Source organism: Stenotrophomonas sp. PA-6-5C, from assembly GCF_021605635.1.
Lineage (GTDB): Bacteria > Pseudomonadota > Gammaproteobacteria > Xanthomonadales > Xanthomonadaceae > Stenotrophomonas > Stenotrophomonas lactitubi.
In genome coordinates this window covers 1-20,865 of sequence record NZ_WKEE01000047.1, presented here as the reverse complement: position 1 = coordinate 20,865, position 20,865 = coordinate 1, and the positions used below count along the sequence as shown (strand labels likewise).

The window sequence follows — 20,865 nt, the reverse complement described above, 5'->3', positions numbered from 1 at the left end:
TCGTGCCCCTTGCCCTGCAGAACCCGTTACAACGAAACAACCCGTCCCTCAGGTAGACGCCCTTGGGAGGGCATCCACGTCACTCCCCTTGCGTGATCGCTTCGCTGGCCGTCGCTGGCGGCGAACCGTGCCGTCGCCATGGATGACGGCGGCTGAACATGACCAGATAGCACCCTACCACCCAAACCAGCGCGGCACACCATCCGGCCAGGATGTCGGAGGGGTAATGCACCCCCAGGTAGACCCGGGAAACGCTTACCAGCAGGCTGAACGACGGCGCCAGCAGCAGCACCGGCCAGCGCCAGCGGGTGTTCCAGGCCAGCAGCACCAGGGTGACCGCCAGGGTCATCGAGCCCATCGCGTGGCCGCTGGGGAAACTGAACGTGGATTCCGGCGCGATCGATTCCCACAGGCTGGGCCGGTCGCGCTGGAAGAAGTGCTTGCTGCCCATGTTCAGCAGCGCCGACCCGACGAAGCTCACGGCCACGAAGGTCGCTTCACGCCAACGCCGGTGCCAGGCCAGTGCACCGACAATCAGCACATCGGCCGGGATCAGGAACCACTCGTAACCCAGTTTCGACAGCAGCACGAAGATGCGGTCCAGCCACGGCGAATGCAGGCCGTGCATCTGCCACAGCAGCGGTGCATCGAAGTGGAAGGACTCGAACTCGTGCACTTCGTCGGCCAGCGCGACGAACCCGGCCAGCGGCAGCAGCACACCGGCAAACAGCAACAGCAGCCGCCAGGCATTGCGCGCCATCCAGTGGCGGAAACCGGAGGCTGGCTCCGGTGCAGCGAGGATCGTCGGCTTACCCGGCGCTTCGGACATAGGTGCGTTCAACGTAATCATCGATCAGGGCGACGAATTCCTGGGCGATGTTCTCGCCACGCAGGGTCACCTTCTTCTCGCCATCGACGAACACCGGTGCCGACGGTGCTTCGCCGGTACCCGGCAGCGAGATGCCGATGTTGGCATGCCGCGACTCACCGGGCCCGTTGACCACGCAGCCCATCACCGCCAGGGTCATGTTCTCCGCGCCGGGATGCTGGATCTTCCACAGCGGCATTTTTTCGCGCACGTGGGTCTGCACCACCTTGGCCAGTTCCTGGAAGAACTCCGAGGTGGTTCGGCCGCAGCCCGGACAGGCCGTGACCAGCGGGGTAAAGGCGCGCTGGCCGGTGGTCTGCAGCAGTTCCTGGGCGACGATCACTTCCTGCGTACGCGACTGGCCCGGTTCGGGCGTCAGCGAAATGCGGATGGTGTCGCCGATGCCTTCCTGCAGCAGCACGCTCAGCGCCGCCGCCGAGGCGACGATGCCCTTGCTGCCGATACCGGCTTCGGTCAGGCCCAGATGCAGGGCGAAGTCCGAACGCTGGGCCAGGTCGCGGTAGACCGCGATCAGTTCCTGCACGCCGCTGACCTTGGCCGAAAGGATGATGCGATCGCGCGGCAACCCCAGCTCGACGGCCTGCTCGGCCGAATCCAGCGCCGAACGGATCAGCGCCTCGCGCAGCACGCGGCCGGCGTCCCAGGGCTGTTCGCGATGGTTGTTCTCGTCCATCAGCTTCGCCGCCAGGGCCTGGTCCAGCGAGCCCCAGTTGGCGCCGATGCGCACCGGCTTGTTGTAGCGGATGGCGAACTCGATCAGCTGGGCGAACTGCAGGTCCTTCTTCTTGCCGAAGCCCACGTTGCCCGGGTTGATGCGGTACTTGGCCAGCGCTTCGGCACAGGCCGGTTCGGCGGTCAGCAGCTGATGGCCGTTGTAATGGAAGTCACCGATCAGCGGGACATCGATGCCCATCATCGCCAGCTTGTCGACGATGCGCGGGATCGCCGCGGCCGCTTCGACCGTATTGACGGTCAGGCGCACCATTTCCGAGCCGGCGCGCCAGAGCTCGGCGACCTGCTTCACGCTGGACGCCACGTCGGAGGTGTCGGTGTTGGTCATCGACTGCACCACCACCGGCTTGCCACCGCCCACGGTGACTCCACCGATCTGGACCGATTGGGTCAGGCGACGGGGCCAGGCAGTGGCATCGGAGGGGGCTGTAGGGCGGGTGACGGCGTCATGCATGCGGGCATTCTAACGCCCGCCCCGACCTTGCGGGTGTGTCGCATTCAGGCGGCAGTGCAGCTGCGGCCGATTGTCGCAGGCAGGCATCCCCGCGAACGCATACGATGGGCGCGAATGACCGGTCCCGACGCCCCGTTTCTCCGAACCCTGTGCAGCCTGCGCTGGCTGGCCGTGGCTGGCCAGGCGGCCACCATCCTGGTCGCCACCTGGGTGCTGGGACTGCCCTTGCCGCAACTGCCGTTGTGGTCGGGCGTGGCCGTGCTTGCCGTGTTCAACCTGTATACGCAGCTGCGCCCGGAGCCGGCCGATACCGCGCCACTGACTGCCTTCGGCCACATCCTGGTGGACGTGATCATCCTCACCTGGATGGTCAGCTGGAGCGGCGGCATCGCCAATCCGTTCGGCTCGCTGTTCCTGATCCTGATCGCCCTGGCCGCCTTCGCCCTGCCCCTGCGCTGGGCCCTGGCCGTGGCCAGCGCCTGCCTGCTGGGCTATGCCGCCAGCGGACTGTTCGGCCAACCGCTGCCGGCCGGCTACTTCAACGCACTGGATCTCAATCGCTGGGGCGTGATCGCCACCTTCCTGCTGTCCGCCGCGGTGGTACTGATCTTCTCCACCCGGCTGGCGATCGCCCTGCGCGAGCGCGAACTGGAACTGTCGGCGCTGCGCGAACGCTTCGCGCGCAACGAAGGCATCGTCGCGCTGGCCACGCATGCGGCCTCGGTGGCGCACGAACTGAACACGCCGCTGGCGACGATGACCCTGCTTGCCGACGACGTGGCCGAACGCAGCGAAGAGCCGGAAGTACGCGAGGACATGGAAACCCTGCGCGAGCTGCTGGTGCAGTGCCGCGAGCGCGTGCTGGCACTGGCCGCGCCGGCCTCCAACGACCGCCCCGGCCGCGCTCACTCCACGGCCCAGCAGGTGCTGGAGCAGTGGCGGCTGGTGCGCCCGACCATCGACCTGCACCGCAACGACGACGCACCGCTGCGCTTGCCGCTGGACCCGGGCGTTGGTCACCTGCTGATGGTGCTGCTGAACAACGCTGCCGATGCCGGCGAGCAGGCTGGACGACCGCGCGTCGACCTCAGCCTGCGCATCGAAGGCGACGATCTGATCGGCGAAGTACGCGACTACGGCCACGGCTTCGATGCCCGCGCCGCCGTGCTGCCGGGCAAGCTGTTCGGCAGCAGCAAGAGTGAAGGCATGGGCGTCGGGCTTGCCCTGTCCCATGCCACCATCGAACGCCTGGACGGCGAGATGTGGATGCGCCCGGCCCAAGGGGCCGGTAGCCGCGTCGGCTTCCGCCTGCCGTTGGCCCCCCGCGAGGAATGACCATGACTGCTTCTACCCTTGGCCTGCTGGTCGACGACGACGAACTCTACCTGCGCACGCTGCAGCGCAGCCTGGCCCGCAAAGGGCTGGAGACGCAGACCGCACAGGATGCCGCCAGCGCACTGGCACTGGCGCGCCAGCATCCGCCAGCGTTCGCACTGATCGATCTGAAGCTGGGCAGCGATTCCGGCCTGGCGCTGATCCAGCCGCTGCGCGCGCTGCGTGCGGACATGCGGATCCTGCTGGTGACCGGCTATGCCAGCATCGCCACCGCAGTGGAAGCGATCAAGCTGGGTGCGGACGACTACCTGCCCAAGCCCTCGACGGTGCCCATGATCCTGCGCGCGCTGGGCGAGGAAGACGACGGCCCCGCTGATGACGGCGAGATGGAAGTGCCCGATGCAATGACCCCGATCAGCCGCCTGCAGTGGGAGCACATCCAGCAGGCGATGCATGAAACCGGCGGCAACGTGTCGGCGGCCGCGCGCCTGCTCGGCATGCACCGGCGTTCGCTGCAGCGCAAGCTGGCCAAGCGGCCGAGCCCGGAGCGCGATCCGAGCCGGTAACGCGGCGTCGTATCCGCCGGGCATGGCCCGGCGCTACCGGGGTAACGAAGGGTAGCGCCGGGCCATGCCCGGCGGCATTCCCCGCCCGCGTCAGCCCTTCAGCTGGGCCAACAGCTCACGGGTCAGCGGGTCGTTGACCTCGACGTCCTCGCCCTGCAGAGCGGGCAGCAGGCCACTGGCCAACTGCTTGCCCAGCTCGACACCGAACTGGTCGAAGGCGTTGATGTTCCAGATCACCGACTGCACGTACACGGCGTGCTCGTACATCGCGATCAAGGCGCCCAGCGCCTGCGGGGTGAGCGCGTCGAGCAGGATCATGGTGCTCGGGCGGCCGCCCGGATAGTCGCGGTGCGGATCATCGCTGCCCTGGCCGTTGGCCAGTGCTTCGGTCTGCGCCAGCAGGTTGGCCATCAGCGCCTGGTGGTTGACCGTATACGGATCGTCGTTGTGCACGCAGCCGATGAAATCGGCCGGAATGATGCTGGTGCCCTGGTGCAGGGCCTGGAAGAAGCTGTGCTGCACATCGGTGCCGGCACCGCCCCACCACACCGGCACGGTGTCGGTGGTGACCGGCTGGCCATCGCGCTGCACGCGCTTGCCCAGGCTTTCCATCACCAGCTGCTGCAGGTAGGCCGGCAGCAGCGCCAGGCGCTGATCGTAGGTCATCACCGCATGCGTGGCAGAGCCCAGCAGATTGCGGTTCCAGATGTCGGTCAGGCCGTGCAGCACCGGCAGGTTGCGCTCCAGCGGCGCGTCCAGTGCATGCGCATCCATCTGCGCGGCACCTTCCAGCAACTGCTCGAAGCGCTCGAAGCCGATGGCCAGTGCGATCGGGAAACCAACGGCCGACCACAGCGAATAGCGGCCGCCCACCCAGTCCCACATCGGCAGCACACGATCGGCGGCAATGGCGAAGGCCTTGGCGGCGCGTTCCGGATTGGCGCTGACCGCGTACAGGCGCTCGCTGCCACCCAGCCAATCGTGCAGGATCTGGCCGTTGAGCAGGGTTTCCTGGGTACCGAAGGTCTTGGAAATGAGGATGCCAGCGGTCCTCGCCGGATCCAGCGTGGCCAGCGTGCGCTGCATGGCGGCGCCGTCCACGTTCGACACGAAATGCACGCGCAGGCGTGCACCAGTGACCGGACGCAGCGCGTCGGCGACCAGGCGCGGGCCCAGATCGGAACCGCCGATGCCGACACTGACCACATCGGTCACGCCGCTGTCTTCCAGCGCGCGCACCAGCTCGCCCATGCGCTGGCGGATGCCGCGCGCGGTGGCATAGGCCTCGGCCGCCACCGGCGCATCGACCACATCACCACGCAGCGCGGTGTGCAGCGCAGCGCGGCCTTCGGTCAGGTTGACCTGCTCGCCACGGAACAGGCGCGTGATGGCGCCGCCGACATCACGTTCGGCAGCCAGCGCCAACAGCGCCTGCAACGCCGCGGCATCGTATTTCTGCCGGGCGAAGTTGACATACAACGGACCGACCCGCAGCGCCAGATCCTGTACACGACCGGGTTCGGCGGCGAGCAGGTTGGGAATGCTTGCGCCCTTCAGGCGCTGGGCGTGGGAATGCAGCGAGTCGAATCCGTTGTTCGTTGTCATGCGGCCTGGGTCGGGATCGTGTCGTTGGTGTGGGAGATCTGGTTGTTGCCATCAACGTACACCAGCTTCGGCTTGAAGCTGTCGGCTTCCTGCTCGGTCATGCTGGCGAAGGCGGCAATGATGATGATGTCACCGACCTGCACGTGGCGCGCGGCGCCACCGTTGAGCGAGACGATGCCGCTGCCGGCTTCGGCGCGGATCGCATAGGTCGAGAAGCGCGCACCGTTGGTCACGTCCCAGATGTGCACCTGCTCGAATTCACGGATGCCAGTGGCGGCCAGCAGGTTGTCATCGATGGCGATCGAGCCTTCGTAGTTCAGCTCGGAATGGGTGACGGTGGCGCGGTGGATCTTGGTCTTGAGCAGGGACAGGTGCATGGGGGCGCTGCAACGGCAAAGGAAAGAGCGGATTCTAGCACCCGCTTGGCCATCATCAGGGGGCTGGGACGGGACACTGAAGACCGTTCAGGCGCCCTCGACCGGTAGCGCTGACGGGGCATGCCCGCAGGCGCCCTGCAGTGATAGGCCGAACACCGTATGGAAGGCCAGCCCGGCGACCAGGCCGAAGCCGCCCGCGGCCAGCACCGACAGGCCGTAGCTGATCACGTCGAAGGTATCGACATAGCGCAGGCGCTGCAGCAGCGGACCATTGTCCGCGCCCGGCCAGGCACAGGTCGCCATGGCCAGCGCGCCCAGACCGAACCCCACGAGCAGGAAGGCGGTCCGGCGCAGACGCCGCTGGGACTGCAGGATCAGCGCCATCGGCAGCAACACCGCGATGGCGTTGCACACGCCCAGCACGAACATCAGCGCACCGCCGGTGAGTGCCGGTACGGGCGTACGCGCGAAGTCGAGCGCGAACAACAGGCCGCCCATCAGCTGGGCAGGCACCATGCCGGCGGCCAGTACCGCCAGGATCGAGGCCCGGGCAAGACGGCCGGTAGTGGTGGGGGTATTCATTTCCGGTCTCCCGTCCATGGGAAGGTGAGAGGCGCCCACTACGGGCGCCCCTGAGCCGCATGCGGCTCAGAACTCCAGGTTGTCGATCAGCCGGGTGGTGCCCAGGCGGGCAGCGATCAGGGCCACGCGGCCACCGCCGTCGAAGCTCGGTTCGGCCAGCTCCGGGGTGCGCAGCACCGCGTAATCCACCTGGAAGCCGGCCGCCTGCAGCGCAGCGACGGCGTCGGCCTCGATGCGTTCACGGCCGTGCCCGGCGACATAACCTTCGCGCATGCCCAGCAGGGTGCGATGAAGGGTGGTCGCCAACGGGCGCTGCTCGGCGCTGAGGTACTGGTTGCGCGAGCTCTTGGCCAGGCCATCCTCATCCCGCACGATCTCGGCACCGACGATCTGGATCGGGAACGACAGCTCGGCCACCATCTGCTTGATGACCGCCAGCTGCTGGTAGTCCTTGCGACCGAACACGGCCACGTCCGGCTGCACCTGCAGGAACAGCCGCGCCACCACCGTACACACGCCATCGAAATGGCCCGGGCGGCTGGCGCCTTCCAGCACTTCACTGACGCCGGGCGCATGCATCTGCGTGGTCTTGTCCACGCCCAGCGGGTACATCGCTTCGACGCTGGGTAGCCACACTGCATCGCAGCCTACCTGCTCCAGCCCGGCCACATCGGCTTCGGGGGTGCGCGGATAGCGGCTGAAATCCTCGTTCGGCCCGAACTGCGTCGGGTTGACGAAGATGCTGGCCACCACCTTGTCGGCGTACTGCTTTGCCAGGGTGATCAGCGCGTGGTGCCCGCCATGCAGGTTGCCCATGGTCGGCACCAGCGCGACGCGCAGGCCCTCGCCCTTCCACTGCGCGATCTGCGCGCGCAGTGCACCGAGTTCGTTGAAGGTCTGGATCATTGGGCGTACGCGTGCTCTTCGTCGGGGAAGCTGCCATCGCGCACGGCATCGGCGTAGGCACGGGTGGCACCGGCCACCGAGCCACCTTCGGCCAGGAAGTCCTTGACGAACTTCGGACGACGGTGGCCGCTGTCCAGGCCGAGGAAGTCGTGCAGCACCAGCACCTGGCCGTCGCACTGCGGGCCAGCACCGATACCGATGGTGGGCACGGGAACGGCAGCGGTGACGGCAGCGGCAACCGGCGTCGGCACGCATTCGAGCACCATGATGCTCGCGCCCGCCTCGGCAACCGCCTTGGCGTCGTCCACCAGCTGGCGCGCGGCATCGCCACGGCCCTGGATCTTGAAGCCACCCAGGCGCAGCACCGACTGCGGGGTCAGGCCCAGATGCGAGCAGACCGGGATCTCGCGCTCGACCAGGTAACGGATGATGTCGACCTTGAAGCCGGCACCTTCGATCTTGACCATCTCCGCGCCTGCCTGCAGCAGCTGCAGCGAAGCATCCAGCGCGCGTTCCGGGGTGGCATCGGCACCGAACGGCAGGTCGGCGATCAGCAGCGCACGCTGCAGCACGCGGGCGACCGCGCGGGTGTGGTAGACCATGTCGGCCACGGTCACCGGCAGGGTCGAATCGTGACCCTGCACGACCATGCCCAGCGAATCGCCGATCAGGATCAGGTCGACGCCATTGGCATCGAAGGTGCGGGCGAAGCCTGCGTCGTAGGCGGTCAACATGACCAGCTTCTGGCCATTGCGCTTGGCCTCGGCCAGGGCGGGAACGGTCCAGGGCTTGCTGTCTGCGTGGGTGCTCATGTGCTGATAACCGGGGGAGATAACCCGGGCATTATCACCCTAACGGCGCGATCCCGCAGGCATCCACCCGCATCACTGCATCCCGCACGCGACCATGGCCGGGAATGGCCAGATCAGCGGCGATTTCGGCCAAAGGCACCAACACGAACGCACGCTCGTGCAGGTAGGGATGCGGCACTTTCAGCTCGGGCAGGTCCAACACCTGCTCGCCGAACAGCAGCAGGTCCAGATCCAGCGCACGCGGGCCCCAGTGCACGGCAGGGTCGCGCACGCGGCCGAAGCGCTGCTCCAGCGCGAGCATGGCCTGCAGCAGTGCGACAGCGGAAAGATCAGTGTCGACCGAGGCCACTGCATTGACGAAGGGTGGCTGGTCCTCGTTTCCCCATGCAGGCGTCGCGTACAACCGCGACGCCTGCGTCAGCCGGGTTCCGGGCAGTTCGCCCAGCGCGGCGATGGCCGCGCGGACGGTGTTGGCTGCGTCGCCAAGATTGGCGCCCAGCCCGATCCAGGCAGCGGTCATCGATTACTCGGCGGCACCGGCAGCTGCACCGTCCGGGCGACGACGGCGACGACGGCGCTTGCGCGGCGCCCCACCCTCCTCATCGCCGGCCTCGCTGTGCAGCGAATCCAGCGACGAATCCAGCTCATGCCCGGACTGGGCCTGCGCTTCGCGCCAGAACGCGACGTCGGCTTCGTGCTCTGCCGAGGCCACCTGGCGCAGGGACAGGAAATCGAAGGCCGCACGGAAACGGGGGTGGCTGAGCGTGCGCATCACGCGCTTGCGCTGACGCGAACTGAAGCGCGCCTGCAGCAGCCAGATTTCCTGCATCGGCAGCGAGAATCGGCGCGGCAATGCGATGGTGCTCAACTGCTGCACGGTGACGCGGTCAGCGGCGCGACGCTGCGCCTCTTCCGGCGCCACGCCCTGCTTGAGCAGGGTTGCCTGCGCGCGGCAATAGGCCGGCCACAGCAACAGCGCGAACAGGAACGCCGGCGACACGGGCTCGTCATTGGCCACGCGTGCATCGGTGTTGGCCAGGCCCTCGACCACCATGCGGCGCAGCGCACCGGTACGGTTCGACTTCAGCGCCTTGGCGCTTTCCGGGAACAACACATCGAACAGGCCATAGCGCTCCAGTCCTTCAAAGCTGGCCACGCCGTGCCCGGACAGGAACAGCTTCAGGACTTCCTCGAACAGGCGCGCCGGTGCGGCTTCGTTGAGCAGGCCGGCCAGCTGCGGGATCGGTGCAGCGGTGCCCTCTTCGATCTGGAAGCCGAGCTTGGCCGCCAGGCGGACCGCACGCAGCATGCGCACCGGGTCTTCCTGGTAGCGCTGCACCGGGTCGCCGATGAGCTTCATCAGGCGTGCCTGCACGTCTTCGAAGCCGCCGGTGTAGTCACGCACCGAGAAGTCCTCGATGGCGTAGTACAGGGCATTGCAGGTGAAGTCGCGGCGGATGGCGTCGTCTTCGATGCTGCCGTACACGTTGTCGCGCACGAGCATGCCGTTTTCCATCTCGCGGTCGCCGCTGCCGTCATCGATGTTGGCACGGAACGTGGCGACTTCGATGATCTCGCGGCCGAACACAACATGGGCCAGGCGGAAACGGCGGCCGATCAGGCGGCAGTTGCGGAACAACTGCTTGACCTGTTCGGGCGTGGCATCGGTGGCCACGTCGAAATCCTTGGGTTGGCCATTGACCAGCAGATCGCGCACCGCGCCGCCGACAAGGTAGGCGCCGAAGCCGGCATCGCGCAGTCGATAAAGCACGCGCAAAGCGTTCGGGCTGATGTCCTTGCGGGAGATCGTGTGCTGGTCGCGCGGGATGACGCGCAGGCTGAACGGTGATGTAGCAGAGGAAATGATGTTGGCGCTTCCGGTTGAAGTTTCGGGATTGCCCAATGGCATCGAGGTGCATATACTAGCGCTCCTGCACCGGCAGCGACACACTGCTCCCTTCGTCTAGTGGTTAGGACGTGGCCCTCTCAAGGCTAAAACAGGGGTTCGAGTCCCCTAGGGAGCACCAGTCGCCGCAGCAGGAACCGAAAAAGCCCGCCTTGTGCGGGCTTTTCTGTTTTCCGCAATCGTGTCATCGACGGGGCTGGTCGCTTGAGCGCCTCCCTGCTATCGGCTTGAGCCGGCGGGGTCACCCAGGGCAGGACACGCCGTGAACCCATCCATGGGGTCTCGATGGCGCCATCCATGGCGCCAACGGTCCTGCCCTGGGTGACCCCACCGACTCTGGACGGTTTCCCGCGAGCCGCGGCAGCAACCGACCAGCGCTTCGCCGCGTCCGCACGCACCATGAAACTGTCAGGAGGGGGCAGGCCGCCCTCTCCAGGACCGTTGGCGCCATGGATGGCGCCATCGAGCACCATGGAGGGGATTTTGCGTGTCCTGGAGAGGGCGGCCTGCCCCCTCCCCCACGTAGCAGGGAGGCGCGAACGGATCGCTCCGAAGCCGAAGCGCGTCAGCCTTCCATCTGCTCCAGCTCTTTGCCCTTGGTCTCGCGCACGTAGCGGACGACGAAGATGATCGAGAGGATCGCGGCAACGGTGTAGATGCCGTACGCACCGGCCAGGCCGATGCCGGCCAGCAGCATCGGGAAGGTCACGGTGATCGCGAAATTCGACGTCCACTGCGCCGCACCGGCCACGGCCAACGCCGGGCCGCGGATCTGGTTCGGGAACATCTCGCCCAGCATCACCCACATCACCGGGCCCCAGGACATGTTGAAGAACACCACGTAGACGTTGGCCGCTACCAGCGCCAACCGACCCATGCCGTCGGAGACCTGCAGGCGACCATCGGCCAGACTGCCGCTGGCGAAGGCCACCACCATCAGCACCAGCGCCACCGACATGCCGACCGAACCGACCCACAGCAGCGGCTTGCGGCCGATGCGATCGATCAGCACCACCGTCAGCAGGCAGGCGCCGATGCTCAGCGCACCCGACAATACGTTGATCAGCAGCGCGTCGCTTTCCGAAAAACCCACCGCCTGCCACAACACGGCGCCGTAATAGAACACCACATTGATGCCGACCAGCTGCTGGAACATCGCCAGGCCGATGCCGACCCAGACGATGGGGCGCAGCTTGCCGGTAGCCTTGTTGAGCAGGTCACCGAAACGCGGCTTGTGCTGGTCCTGGGCCAGGCTCGCTTCGATCTCGGCCTGCTTGTTCGCCGCGGCACGCTCACCGTACAACCGGCCAAGCACCGCCCTCGCCTGCGCCTGCCGGCCCTTCATCACCAGGAAGCGCGGGCTTTCCGGGATCACCAGCAACAGCAGCAGGAACAGCAGCGACGGCAGTGCCTGCATCCAGAACATCCAGCGCCATGCCTCCTGCCCCAGCCAGAGCGGCTCGGTCGAGGCGCCCGCGGCCCGGGCCAGCAGATAGTTGCTGAGGAACGCCGCGAACAGGCCACAGATGATCGCCATCTGCTGCACGGTCGCCAGCCGGCCGCGATAGCGCGCCGACGCGACTTCGGCGATGTAGGCCGGTGACATCACGCTGGCCGCACCGACGGCGAATCCGCCGAGCACGCGCGCACAGACGAACAACCAGGACGCATGTGCGGCGCCGGCACCCAGCGCCGACACCAGAAACAACACGGCCGCCCCGATCAGCACGCCACGACGTCCCAGCCGATCACCCAGCCAGCCGGCCGCGAACGCGCCGATTGCGCACCCCAGCAGCATCGAGGCCACCTCGAAGCCGAGCGCGGCTTCGCTGGAGTTGAAGGCCTGGCGCAGACCGTCGACGGTGCCATTGATGACGCCACTGTCGAAACCGAACAGGAAACCACCAAGAGTGGCGGCGCAACTGATCAGGACGATGAAGGCCGTGTTCTCACCGCCATTGGAGGCGGCACCGGGCTGGACTGGCGACATGAAGGATCCTGCAAGGAAGGGGGCCGACCGAAGCGGGCCGGCGGCCTTGGCAGCGTCGCACAGGGCGGGCATGCCGCCAAATGGGCATTCCTGGTACCAATCCGCCCCACTTTCACACGGCAACCGACACCGGGGCCCAACCTGTTCTAGAATTGGCAGGTTCAGTAAGCGATCCGCCCCCTACCCATGCCCTTTGTCGTCACCGAAAACTGCATCAAGTGCAAACACACCGATTGCGTGGAAGTGTGCCCCGTGGATTGCTTCCACGAAGGCCCGAACTTCCTGGTGATCGACCCGGACGAGTGCATTGACTGCACCCTCTGCGAACCCGAGTGCCCGGTCAACGCGATCTTCCCGGAAGACGATGTTCCCGCTGGTCAGGAAGGTTTCGTCGCCCTCAATGCAGAACTGGCGAAGGAGTGGCCGGTACTGACCGTGCGCAAGGACCCGCCGGCCGATGCCGGTGAGTGGGACGGCAAGCCCGACAAGCTGAAGCTGCTGGAGCGCTGAGGCGCCGGCAACGCTGCTTTGGTAGCTGCCAACCTTGGTTGGCACACAAGCGCCGGCCAAGGCCGGTCTCTACCACGGCAGGTACCAACCGGCTGGCAATGAAAAGGGCGCCCAAGGCGCCCTTTCCCGTTCTTGGTAGCTGCCAACCTTGGTTGGCACAAAGCGCCGACCAAGGTCGGCCTCTACCACGGCAGGCACGAACCCGCAGGTCCGTACCCACCGGACCGGCCATTACGGGGCCAGCTTCGCCTTCAGTGCGGCAATCAGCTTCACCGGCGCTGCGGCGGTAGCCGGCAGGCCACGCGGGTCGACTGCGGAGATATACGCACCGGCGTCGACGGCGACCACGCGGACCAGGAAGTTGCTGCCTTCATAGGCCACGTCGTACGAGCCCAGCAGCTGCGCGCGGGTGGCGATGGTCAGGCCTTCCACGCCTTCCAGCGCGGTACCGACCTTGGCGAAGGCGTCTTCCTTGCTGCCGGCAACAGTGAAGCCGGTGGCGCTGACCGCCGGAGCGGCGGCGGCCGGAGCGGCCGGCTTGGTCGCCGAGCTCAGGGTCGGCACCTGGTTGTTGCCGGCGCCTGCCGGCAGGTTCAGGTCCGGCGGCACTTCCAGCGGACGCACTTCCGGGGCCAAGGCATAGTCACCTTTGACGCCACGCTTGAAACAACCGGTGGTGCCGGCGGCGACAGCTACAGCAAGCAGGGCGTAGGACAGCACGCGGACGGCGGAAACGGATTGGCGCATGTGAATCTCCTGGATCAGACCAAGACGGAAGGTCAGTGGCTGGAAAGGGCTTCGAGGGCGGCGATATCGCCGGCGAGATGGTCGGCGGCAGGCGTGTGTGCTGCCGAAAGCGGCAGCAGCGGCAGGCGCAGATCGTGACCGATGCCGATCCGACGCAACAGCGCCTTGACCGGAATCGGGTTGGATTCGACACCGCAGAAGTCGTGGAACGGCTGCAGGCGCGCATCCCAGGATTCAACGGCTTCATGGTCATGGGCAGCAGCCAGGTCGCACATCCGGCGGTAGGCGCCGGGCAGCACGTTGGAGCCGACCGAGATCAGGCCGTCCATGCCGGCCTGGATCGAACGTGCGGCAGTGCCGTCATCACCGGTGAGCACGGCGAAGGTCGCGCTGCGCAGGTCCAGCAGCGCGCGCACGCGGCCGGTATCACCCACCGCTTCCTTGATGCCGACGATGTTCGGATGGCTGGCGAGCTCGGCCACGGTCTCCGGCAGCATGTCGCAACCGGTACGGCCGGGGACGTTGTACAGCACCACCGGCAATCCGGCCTGGTCAGCCACCGCGCGGTAATGCGCGATCAGGCCGGCCTGGGTCGGCCGCACGTACGGCGGGGTGACCACCAGCGCGTGGGTGGCACCGAGCGCGGCGGCGCGGCGGGTCTGCTCGATGGTCTTGGCGGTGCCGGACAGGCCGGTGCCGGCCAGGACCGGAACGCGGCCGGCGATGCGCTCGACCGCGCTGGCCAGCAGCTGGTCGTACTCCGCATCGGACAGGGTGGCTGCCTCGCCGGTGGAGCCGGCAACGACAACGCCTTGGACGCCGCCCTCCAGCTGCAGGTGCAGCAGGCGCTGCCAACCGTCGGGGTCGAGTGCGCCGTCGGCCCGGAAGGGGGTCGCCAGCGCGGTGATGAGGCCGGAAAGGGACAAGGACGTGCTGCTCTTGGCTGGGGAGGGAAAACGCCCGCCACGAAAGGCCGGGGGCGATCTGAATGTTACTTGCGGCGCGAAAGCACGGGCAAGTATGCTGGACACCGGTGGATCCCCGCCTCTGGCGGGCATTCAGACTAACGCATGCATTACCCGGAATCGCCTTGACCGACACCACCCCGCGCCCAGCGCCGAGCGAAAACCACCTCCTGATCAACGCCTATACGACGCATCCGGAGTCCCCCCTGTTGTCCGTCACCCGCCGCATCGCCGACAGCGGGTGCAATCTGGTGGATGCACGTCTGGCCACCGTGGGCCGTGATGTCTCGGTGACCGCACTGGCCACCGGCTCCTGGGATTCGGTCGCCAAGCTGGAAGCGATGCTGACCCGGCTCGAACGCGAGGAAGGCCTGAAGCTGGTCTGGTATCGCACCGAAGCCAAGCAGGCGCAGTCCAACCTGCTGCCGTACATCGTCGAGGTGATCGCCGCCGACAAGCCGGGCATCCTGTTCCAGCTGGCTGATTTCTTCGATCGCCAGGGCATCACCATCGAAACCCTGCAGAGCACGCGTTACCGCGCCATGCAGACCGGTGCGGAAATGTTCAGCGCACAGGTCACCATCGGCGTGCCGGCCAACATGCACATCGCTGCCCTGCGCGACGATTTCCTCGAGTTCTGCGACCACTTGAACCTGGACGCGATCATGGACCCGATGAAGTTCTGATTGAAACCCGGATTTTTCGCGCGCTCCTCACGGGCGCGTGGCGTTTCATGCAATTGTCGTAGAAAGAACCCAGGCTCGACAGAAGGACCTCATGAATAACGGCGATACCCTGGACAGCACCACCCTCTCCCTGCCGCTGGCGCTGTCCGGCGGCGCCCAGGCCACCCTCGGCGATTACGCCGGCCAGTGGCTGGTGTTGTACTTCTACCCCAAGGACAGCACCCCGGGCTGCACCACCGAGGGCATCGACTTCAACGCACTGCTGCCCGACTTCAGGAAGGCAGGCGCAGTCGTGCTTGGCGTCTCCCGCGACTCGGTGAAGTCCCACGACAACTTCTGTGCCAAGCAGGGCTTCGCGTTCCCGCTGGTCAGTGATGCCGACGAAGCGCTGTGCACCGCCTTCGACGTCATCAAGATGAAGAACATGTACGGCAAACAGGTACGTGGCATCGAGCGCAGCACCTTCCTGATTTCCCCCGACAGCCGCATCGTGCAGTCATGGCGCAAGGTCAAGGTCGCCGGCCATGCCGACGCCGTGCTTGCCGAACTGAAGGCCCATCCGTCCAAGTGAGTCCCATCGCCCACTTTGTCCGCCACCACCCTGCCCTGCAGCAGGTCGTGGTGGTTTTTCCCTGTCCGTAACCAGGAACCGATGATGACCCGAGGCAAGCGCATCTACGTGCTGGATACCAACGTGCTGATGCACGATCCCACCGCGCTGTTCAAATTCGAGGAGCACGATGTCTACCTGCCCATGCAGGTGATCGAGGAGCTGGACAACGGCAAGAAGGGCACGACCGAAGCGAGCCGCAATGCGCGCCAGGTCAGCCGCTTCCTCAACGAGCTGGTGCAGGCTTCGGGCCTGGACAACCTGGCCGAGGGCATTCCGCTGCAGCGGCCGCAGGGCCTGCAGCTGCGCGGCAAACAGAGCGTGGGCAAGCTGCGCTTCCAGACCAGTCATTTCGACGCGGGCAAGAGCTTTGGCAAGGTCATCCCGGACAACGCCATCCTCGGCGCGATCCTGGCGCTGAAGGAAGAAACGCCTGAAATCCCGGTGGTGTTCGTCTCCAAGGACATCAACCTGCGGATCAAGGCGGCCATCGCCGGCATCGTTTCGGAAGACTACGAGAACGACCGTGCGCTGGACGATTTCAGCCTGCTCTACACCGGCGCCACCGAGCTGCCGGAAGACTTCTGGAAGCGCCACGGCGAGGATCTGCGCAGCTGGAGCGACAAGGGCCGCACCCATTACGAAATCCTCGCCCAGGAGGGTGAGGAGTGGTACCCGAACCAGTACGTCTACCTGCCGGGCGAAGATGAAGTCGAACTGCGTGTCAGCAAGATCGTCGGCGATGGCAAGGTGGTGCTGTCGCTGGTCGATGACTTCCGCCATGGCAGCCACGCCGTGTGGGGCATCAGCGCGCGCAACCGCGAACAGAACTTCGCGCTCAACGCACTGATGGACCCGGAAATCGACTTCGTCACCCTGCTCGGCACCGCCGGCACCGGCAAGACCCTGCTGGCGCTGGCCGCCGGCCTGGCGCAGACGATGGACCAGCAGCGCTACCGCGAGATCATCATGACCCGCGCCACGGTCAGCGTCGGCGAGGACATCGGCTTCCTGCCCGGCACCGAGGAAGAGAAGATGACGCCGTGGATGGGCGCGTTGACCGACAACCTGGAAGTACTGACGCACAACCAGGAAGGCGGCACCTGGGGCCGCCAGGCGACCAACGACCTGCTCGCCAGCCGTATCAAGATCCGTTCGATGAACTTCATGCGCGGCCGTACGTTCCTGTCGCGTTACCTGATCCTGGACGAGGCGCAGAACCTCACGCCCAAGCAGATGAAGACGTTGATCACCCGTGCCGGCCCCGGCACCAAGATCGTCTGCCTCGGCAACGTCGAACAGATCGATACCCCGTACCTGACCGAGACCACGTCGGGCCTGACCTATGCGGTGGACCGCTTCAAGAACTGGCCACACAGCGCGCATATCACGCTGCGTCGCGGTGAACGCTCGCGGCTGGCCGATTACGCGTCGGAGGTGTTGTGAACCGTTGCACCCGCCTGCTGCTGCCATCGATGGCGGTCGCCATCACCACGCTGCTCGGTGCCTGCGCGACCACGCAGGGACCGGCCAGCGTGCCGACCACCGAACGCAGTGGCCAATCCTGGGTGGTCACCCGCCCGATCATCGCCGCGCAGGTGCTCGACACCTGCTCGCGACCCAGCCCCGGCCGCGAGGCCGGGCGCGTCAGCGGCTACTGGGCACCGAGCCGGCAGCAGGTGGACCAGCTGGAAGCGAAGCTGCCAGCGCTGGAAGCGCAGGTGCCGCACGTCATGGATTTCGACCGCCAGTACGTCGGCATCGAGCTGGACGGAAAGCAGGTGATCTACATCAACGCGTTCCATCTGCCTGAAGACAACAGTCTGCGACCCGCCCGCGAAGCGGTGCGGGTCTGCGATGGTGGCGCGCAGTTCTGGGGCGCGGTCTTCGATCCGGCCAACGGCACCTTCAACGAGCTGCAGTTCAACGGCGGCTTCGGCGGGCCCTGAGGGCCTGCCATGGGAATCCGCCTGCCCACCTGGGTCTGGATCGGCGCGGTCGCGCTGTCGTGCGTGGCCGGCATGGTCAATGTGGTCGGCTTCCTTGGTTTTGAACACCAGGCGGTCAGCCACATGACCGGCAGCACCAGCCAGCTCGGCATGGCGTTGGCGCAGGGGGATTGGCGCGCGGTCGGGCACCTGTGGGGTCTGCTGATCGCGTTTTCATTGGGCGCGATGGTCAGCGGGCTGCTGATCCAGGACAGCGCACTGCAGCTCGGCCGCCGCTACGGCGTAGCGCTGGCGTTGGAATCACTGCTGCTGCTGGCGGCCATTCCGCTGTTCAAGCAGCATCAGATATGGGGCGCACTGGCAGCCGCGATGGCCTGTGGACTGCAGAACGCGATGGCCACCACCTTCAGTGGTGCCGTCGTACGCACCACCCATCTCAGCGGCATGTTCACCGACCTCGGCATCGGCCTCGGCCACCTGCTGCGCGGACTGCCGCTGCAGATACGACGCCTGACCCTGAGCGGCCTGATCATCAGCGGCTTCCTCGCCGGCGGCGTCATCGGCGCCTGGCTGTTCGTGCGCTGGCAGTACGACGCCCTGCTCGCCCCTGCCCTGCTGACCGGACTGACCGGCCTCGGCTATGTGTCCTACCAGCAGTGGGCACGCTGGCGGCGCTGAGCATGGCGTCATCCACACATGGCGTGGATCTACGTTGTCCCTCCGATCATTTCCGCGATATCCACGCATGGCGCGGATCTACTGACCGTCACCGGGAAGCTGTCGAAGGCGGGGCGGTGTTGGATTGCGTGGTGTCCGCGCCATGGATGGCGCGGGCAAGCCTACAGGGACGTACTTGCGGCGTCCCCGCAATCCGACACCGCCCCGCCTCCCGCGCAGAAATCCAGAGCCGCTGTTGCTGTTGCCCCGGCTTCTGCGGGTGCCGGGCGCCGCCCGGCCGGCACTACCCCCACACTGGGCAGCACGGCACAATCACTGCATGAGCCCGACCACCCCCGTTTCCGCCCTGACCATCGCCGGCTCCGATTCCGGCGGCGGCGCCGGCATCCAGGCCGACCTGAAGGCCTTCGCCGCGCATCGCGTGCACGGCCTGTCGGTGATCGCCGCACTGACCGCGCAGAACACCCGCGGCGTCAGCGCCGTGCACGTGCCGCCAGTCCACTTCCTGCGCGCGCAGATCGAGGCCTGCTTCGACGACTTCGATATCCACGCAGTGAAGCTGGGCATGCTGGCCAACGCCGAGGTGATCCACGCCGTGGCCGATGCACTGGAACGACATCGACCACCGCACGTAGTGCTGGACCCGGTGATGGTCGCCACCAGCGGCGCTCGCCTGCTGGAGGACAGCGCGCTGCAGGCAATGCGCGAACGGCTGCTGCCACTGGCCACCCTGGTCACCCCCAATGCACCGGAAGCGGAGCTGCTGGTCGGCCGCAGCATCGCCAATGGCAACGACGCAGAGCAGGCCGCCGCCTCACTCCTTGATCTGGGCGCCGGTGCGGTGCTGCTGAAGGGCGGTCACCTGCACGAAGGCAACCGCGTGGTCGACCGTTACTTCGATGGCGTCAGCAGCGAAGAGTTCATCCATGCCCGCCTGCCATTGGATGCGCACGGCACGGGCTGCACGCTGGCCTCGGCCATCGCCGCGCAGCTGTGCAACGGGCTGAGCCTGGCCAATGCCTGCGAAGCCGGCATCGACTACGTGGCGCGCGGGCTGCAGCAGGGCTATGCGCCCGGCCGCAGTGAGGTGCTGGTACTCGACCACTTCGGCGCGGCACCGCACGCATGAGCGATTCGCCACGCGTACTCGCCGTGGACAGCGGCGATGGCCACCGTTACGAGGTCATCGCCTGCGTGCCTGCACAGCCGCTGGCACGGCTGTTGTGGCTGCCGGCGCTGGGCGTGGCCGCTCGCCACTACCTGCCGCTGGCGCAGGCACTGGCAGCCAGCGGCGTGGCGGTCTACCTGCACGAATGGCGCGGCAATGGCAGCAGTTCGCTGCGCCCATCACGCACCCAGGATTGGGGCTACAGACAGATTCTCGACCACGACCTGCCGGCCAGTCAGGCCCTGCTCGCCGCTGACGACAACGCGCAGGACGTGCTGCCCTGGATCATCGGTGGTCACAGCCTGGGCGGTCAGCTGGCCTGCGTGCATGCCGGGCGCCAGCCACAGGCATTCGATCGATTGTGGCTGGCCGCCAGCGGTACACCGTTCTGGCGCACGTTCCCGCCACCACGCGGCTGGTTGCTGCCGCTGATCTATCGCTTCCTGCCATGGATCGCACGGCGTCAGGGCGTGCTGCACGGGCGCCGGCTGGGCTTCGGCGGCACCGAAGCACGTGGATTGATCGCCGACTGGTCACGTGTAGGGCTGAACAATCACTACGCAGCTGTGGGCATGGACGAGGACCTCGATGCGCAGATGGCGCGTGTGCATGGCAGTGCTCAGGCGGTGCTGATGGAAAGCGATTGGCTGGCGCCCATCGGATCAATGCAGGCGCTGCTGGCGAAACTGCCGAATGTCGCCTCGCAGCTGCGCGTGCTTTCTGCGCAGGAGCTGGGCACGCGAGCCGACCACTTCGCGTGGATGAAACACCCGGAGGCTGTCGCAGAGGCGTTTTTCATTCAGTTGGGTGAAAATTTTCACAAAAGCGTTGACGACTCGCGCCGACATCCGCATAATTCCGCTCCTGTCGCAGGGCGCCCGTAGCTCAGTTGGATAGAGTACCTGGCTACGAACCAGGCGGTCGGGAGTTCGAATCTCTCCGGGCGCACCACTCGACAGACCTTCAGCATCCGCCGCTGGAAGTGCAGTAAAATAGAGAAGTAAGTTGATTGTGTACCGCGCGCCCGTAGCTCAGTTGGATAGAGTACCTGGCTACGAACCAGGCGGTCGGGAGTTCGAATCTCTCCGGGCGCACCACACACGATCAACACAACAAGTTTATGTAATTGGCGCCCGTAGCTCAGTTGGATAGAGTACCTGGCTACGAACCAGGCGGTCGGGAGTTCGAATCTCTCCGGGCGCACCATTACACCGAAACAGCAGGCCTCGGCCTGCTGTTTTTTTTTGTGTTTTTGGCAGGGCTGCGCCCTGCACCTGCAGAGGCAACAGCAACAGCAGAAGCTGGCATTCCGCGGGGTGGCGGGGCGGTGTCGGATTGCGGGGACGCCGCAAGTACGTCCCTGTAGGCTTGGCAGCCGCTTGCTCGTGTGCGCTGTCC

At 66.4% G+C, this 20,865-nt stretch carries 22 protein-coding genes and 4 tRNA genes; 14 read left to right on the top strand and 12 right to left on the bottom strand.

Annotated elements, in window-relative coordinates:
* Positions 1-79: 79 nt before the first annotated feature.
* The gene (locus GIW57_RS18040) at positions 80-829 is read right to left on the bottom strand and encodes a phosphatase PAP2 family protein (RefSeq protein WP_089240345.1); all 750 of its coding nucleotides are present in this window, start codon (positions 827-829) and stop codon (positions 80-82) included.
* Positions 810-2,075, bottom strand: a complete 1,266-nt coding sequence (gene ispG, locus GIW57_RS18035) for a flavodoxin-dependent (E)-4-hydroxy-3-methylbut-2-enyl-diphosphate synthase (RefSeq protein ID WP_100464858.1) — start codon at positions 2,073-2,075, stop codon at positions 810-812. Before ispG ends, GIW57_RS18040 begins: the two co-directional genes overlap by 20 nt.
* Before the next feature lie 114 nt (positions 2,076-2,189).
* Here ispG and GIW57_RS18030 point away from each other — a divergent pair, with 114 nt between their 5' ends.
* Both GIW57_RS18030 and GIW57_RS18025 read left to right on the top strand, forming a co-directional pair.
* A complete protein-coding gene (locus GIW57_RS18030; protein WP_089240341.1) occupies positions 2,190-3,410 on the top strand; it encodes an ATP-binding protein in 1,221 nt (406 codons plus the stop codon).
* Entirely contained in the window at positions 3,407-3,976 is a 570-nt protein-coding gene (locus GIW57_RS18025) for a response regulator transcription factor (RefSeq protein WP_032952096.1), read from the top strand. The genes GIW57_RS18030 and GIW57_RS18025 overlap by 4 nt, the downstream gene beginning before the upstream one ends.
* 90 nt (positions 3,977-4,066) lie before the next feature.
* Here GIW57_RS18025 and pgi read toward each other — a convergent pair whose 3' ends face one another.
* From pgi to pcnB, 7 genes are all read right to left on the bottom strand, one after another.
* On the bottom strand, positions 4,067-5,581 hold the full coding sequence (gene pgi, locus GIW57_RS18020; protein ID WP_236512226.1) for a glucose-6-phosphate isomerase: 1,515 nt from the start codon (positions 5,579-5,581) through the stop codon (positions 4,067-4,069).
* On the bottom strand, positions 5,578-5,958 hold the full coding sequence (gene panD / locus GIW57_RS18015; protein WP_100552178.1) for an aspartate 1-decarboxylase: 381 nt from the start codon (positions 5,956-5,958) through the stop codon (positions 5,578-5,580). Before panD ends, pgi begins: the two co-directional genes overlap by 4 nt.
* Before the next feature lie 87 nt (positions 5,959-6,045).
* Complete coding sequence (locus tag GIW57_RS18010; protein WP_236512224.1) at positions 6,046-6,540, bottom strand: hypothetical protein; 495 nt, start codon at positions 6,538-6,540, stop codon at positions 6,046-6,048.
* 66 nt (positions 6,541-6,606) lie between these two features.
* Complete coding sequence (panC, locus tag GIW57_RS18005; protein ID WP_100464845.1) at positions 6,607-7,446, bottom strand: pantoate--beta-alanine ligase; 840 nt, start codon at positions 7,444-7,446, stop codon at positions 6,607-6,609.
* Positions 7,443-8,258: a 3-methyl-2-oxobutanoate hydroxymethyltransferase gene (gene panB, locus GIW57_RS18000; protein WP_025878796.1), complete on the bottom strand. Its 816-nt coding sequence runs from the start codon at positions 8,256-8,258 to the stop codon at positions 7,443-7,445. The genes panC and panB overlap by 4 nt, the downstream gene beginning before the upstream one ends.
* Positions 8,259-8,292: 34 nt before the next feature.
* Positions 8,293-8,778: a 2-amino-4-hydroxy-6-hydroxymethyldihydropteridine diphosphokinase gene (gene folK, locus GIW57_RS17995; RefSeq protein ID WP_236512222.1), complete on the bottom strand. Its 486-nt coding sequence runs from the start codon at positions 8,776-8,778 to the stop codon at positions 8,293-8,295.
* Between the two features lie 3 nt (positions 8,779-8,781).
* On the bottom strand, positions 8,782-10,161 hold the full coding sequence (gene pcnB / locus GIW57_RS17990) for a polynucleotide adenylyltransferase PcnB (RefSeq protein ID WP_100464839.1): 1,380 nt from the start codon (positions 10,159-10,161) through the stop codon (positions 8,782-8,784).
* A 49-nt stretch (positions 10,162-10,210) separates the two neighbouring features.
* On the opposite strand from pcnB, the gene GIW57_RS17985 reads away from it, so the two are divergent.
* Positions 10,211-10,285, top strand: a tRNA-Glu gene (locus GIW57_RS17985).
* Between the two features lie 444 nt (positions 10,286-10,729).
* Here GIW57_RS17985 and GIW57_RS17980 read toward each other — a convergent pair.
* Positions 10,730-12,154 (bottom strand): sugar porter family MFS transporter, encoded by a 1,425-nt coding sequence (locus GIW57_RS17980; protein ID WP_236512220.1) that lies wholly within the window; start codon positions 12,152-12,154, stop codon positions 10,730-10,732.
* A 186-nt stretch (positions 12,155-12,340) separates the two neighbouring features.
* Between GIW57_RS17980 and fdxA the strand changes: the two genes are divergently transcribed.
* The gene (fdxA, locus tag GIW57_RS17975) at positions 12,341-12,664 is read left to right on the top strand and encodes a ferredoxin FdxA (protein WP_005409054.1); all 324 of its coding nucleotides are present in this window, start codon (positions 12,341-12,343) and stop codon (positions 12,662-12,664) included.
* 231 nt (positions 12,665-12,895) lie between these two features.
* On the opposite strand, the gene GIW57_RS17970 is transcribed toward fdxA, so the two are convergent.
* Positions 12,896-13,411, bottom strand: coding sequence for a hypothetical protein (locus GIW57_RS17970; protein ID WP_236512218.1), 516 nt, complete (start codon positions 13,409-13,411; stop codon positions 12,896-12,898).
* A gap of 32 nt (positions 13,412-13,443) precedes the next feature.
* On the bottom strand, positions 13,444-14,337 hold the full coding sequence (gene dapA, locus GIW57_RS17965; RefSeq protein WP_100464829.1) for a 4-hydroxy-tetrahydrodipicolinate synthase: 894 nt from the start codon (positions 14,335-14,337) through the stop codon (positions 13,444-13,446).
* Positions 14,338-14,501: 164 nt separating this feature from the next.
* Here dapA and GIW57_RS17960 point away from each other — a divergent pair, with 164 nt between their 5' ends.
* The 10 genes from GIW57_RS17960 to GIW57_RS17915 all read left to right on the top strand — a co-directional run bounded on the left by GIW57_RS17960 (position 14,502) and on the right by GIW57_RS17915 (position 20,673).
* Complete coding sequence (locus GIW57_RS17960; protein ID WP_025879444.1) at positions 14,502-15,062, top strand: glycine cleavage system protein R; 561 nt, start codon at positions 14,502-14,504, stop codon at positions 15,060-15,062.
* Positions 15,063-15,153: 91 nt separating this feature from the next.
* Complete coding sequence (locus GIW57_RS17955) at positions 15,154-15,633, top strand: peroxiredoxin (protein WP_089240319.1); 480 nt, start codon at positions 15,154-15,156, stop codon at positions 15,631-15,633.
* A gap of 84 nt (positions 15,634-15,717) precedes the next feature.
* Complete coding sequence (locus GIW57_RS17950) at positions 15,718-17,118, top strand: PhoH family protein (protein ID WP_236512216.1); 1,401 nt, start codon at positions 15,718-15,720, stop codon at positions 17,116-17,118.
* Positions 17,115-17,621, top strand: a complete 507-nt coding sequence (locus GIW57_RS17945) for a hypothetical protein (protein WP_100464817.1) — start codon at positions 17,115-17,117, stop codon at positions 17,619-17,621. The genes GIW57_RS17950 and GIW57_RS17945 overlap by 4 nt, the downstream gene beginning before the upstream one ends.
* A gap of 9 nt (positions 17,622-17,630) precedes the next feature.
* Positions 17,631-18,299: a YoaK family protein gene (locus GIW57_RS17940; protein ID WP_236512215.1), complete on the top strand. Its 669-nt coding sequence runs from the start codon at positions 17,631-17,633 to the stop codon at positions 18,297-18,299.
* Positions 18,300-18,618: 319 nt separating this feature from the next.
* Positions 18,619-19,428 carry a bifunctional hydroxymethylpyrimidine kinase/phosphomethylpyrimidine kinase gene (gene thiD, locus GIW57_RS17935; protein WP_236512214.1) on the top strand — a complete coding sequence of 270 codons (810 nt, stop codon included), beginning with the start codon at positions 18,619-18,621 and terminating at the stop codon, positions 19,426-19,428.
* The gene (locus tag GIW57_RS17930) at positions 19,425-20,351 is read left to right on the top strand and encodes an alpha/beta fold hydrolase (protein ID WP_236512212.1); all 927 of its coding nucleotides are present in this window, start codon (positions 19,425-19,427) and stop codon (positions 20,349-20,351) included. The genes thiD and GIW57_RS17930 overlap by 4 nt, the downstream gene beginning before the upstream one ends.
* Positions 20,342-20,418 (top strand) — tRNA-Arg (locus GIW57_RS17925). Before GIW57_RS17930 ends, GIW57_RS17925 begins: the two co-directional genes overlap by 10 nt.
* A gap of 69 nt (positions 20,419-20,487) precedes the next feature.
* Positions 20,488-20,564 (top strand) — tRNA-Arg (locus tag GIW57_RS17920).
* Positions 20,565-20,596: 32 nt separating this feature from the next.
* Positions 20,597-20,673 (top strand) — tRNA-Arg (locus GIW57_RS17915).
* Positions 20,674-20,865: the final 192 nt, after the last annotated feature.

Excerpts from the sequence above, each read along its gene's own strand:
- GIW57_RS18040 (WP_089240345.1), bottom strand. The coding sequence starts at position 829 with ATGTCCGAAGCGCCGGGTAAGCCGACGATCCTCGCTGCACCGGAGCCA.
- ispG (WP_100464858.1), bottom strand. The coding sequence starts at position 2,075 with ATGCATGACGCCGTCACCCGCCCTACAGCCCCCTCCGATGCCACTGCC.
- GIW57_RS18030 (WP_089240341.1), top strand. The coding sequence starts at position 2,190 with ATGACCGGTCCCGACGCCCCGTTTCTCCGAACCCTGTGCAGCCTGCGC.
- GIW57_RS18025 (WP_032952096.1), top strand. The coding sequence starts at position 3,407 with ATGACCATGACTGCTTCTACCCTTGGCCTGCTGGTCGACGACGACGAA.
- pgi (WP_236512226.1), bottom strand. The coding sequence starts at position 5,581 with ATGACAACGAACAACGGATTCGACTCGCTGCATTCCCACGCCCAGCGC.
- panD (WP_100552178.1), bottom strand. The coding sequence starts at position 5,958 with ATGCACCTGTCCCTGCTCAAGACCAAGATCCACCGCGCCACCGTCACC.
- GIW57_RS18010 (WP_236512224.1), bottom strand. The coding sequence starts at position 6,540 with ATGAATACCCCCACCACTACCGGCCGTCTTGCCCGGGCCTCGATCCTG.
- panC (WP_100464845.1), bottom strand. The coding sequence starts at position 7,446 with ATGATCCAGACCTTCAACGAACTCGGTGCACTGCGCGCGCAGATCGCG.
- panB (WP_025878796.1), bottom strand. The coding sequence starts at position 8,258 with ATGAGCACCCACGCAGACAGCAAGCCCTGGACCGTTCCCGCCCTGGCC.
- folK (WP_236512222.1), bottom strand. The coding sequence starts at position 8,778 with ATGACCGCTGCCTGGATCGGGCTGGGCGCCAATCTTGGCGACGCAGCC.
- GIW57_RS17980 (WP_236512220.1), bottom strand. The coding sequence starts at position 12,154 with ATGTCGCCAGTCCAGCCCGGTGCCGCCTCCAATGGCGGTGAGAACACG.
- fdxA (WP_005409054.1), top strand. The coding sequence starts at position 12,341 with ATGCCCTTTGTCGTCACCGAAAACTGCATCAAGTGCAAACACACCGAT.
- GIW57_RS17970 (WP_236512218.1), bottom strand. The coding sequence starts at position 13,411 with ATGCGCCAATCCGTTTCCGCCGTCCGCGTGCTGTCCTACGCCCTGCTT.
- GIW57_RS17955 (WP_089240319.1), top strand. The coding sequence starts at position 15,154 with ATGAATAACGGCGATACCCTGGACAGCACCACCCTCTCCCTGCCGCTG.
- GIW57_RS17950 (WP_236512216.1), top strand. The coding sequence starts at position 15,718 with ATGACCCGAGGCAAGCGCATCTACGTGCTGGATACCAACGTGCTGATG.
- GIW57_RS17940 (WP_236512215.1), top strand. The coding sequence starts at position 17,631 with ATGGGAATCCGCCTGCCCACCTGGGTCTGGATCGGCGCGGTCGCGCTG.
- thiD (WP_236512214.1), top strand. The coding sequence starts at position 18,619 with ATGAGCCCGACCACCCCCGTTTCCGCCCTGACCATCGCCGGCTCCGAT.
- GIW57_RS17930 (WP_236512212.1), top strand. The coding sequence starts at position 19,425 with ATGAGCGATTCGCCACGCGTACTCGCCGTGGACAGCGGCGATGGCCAC.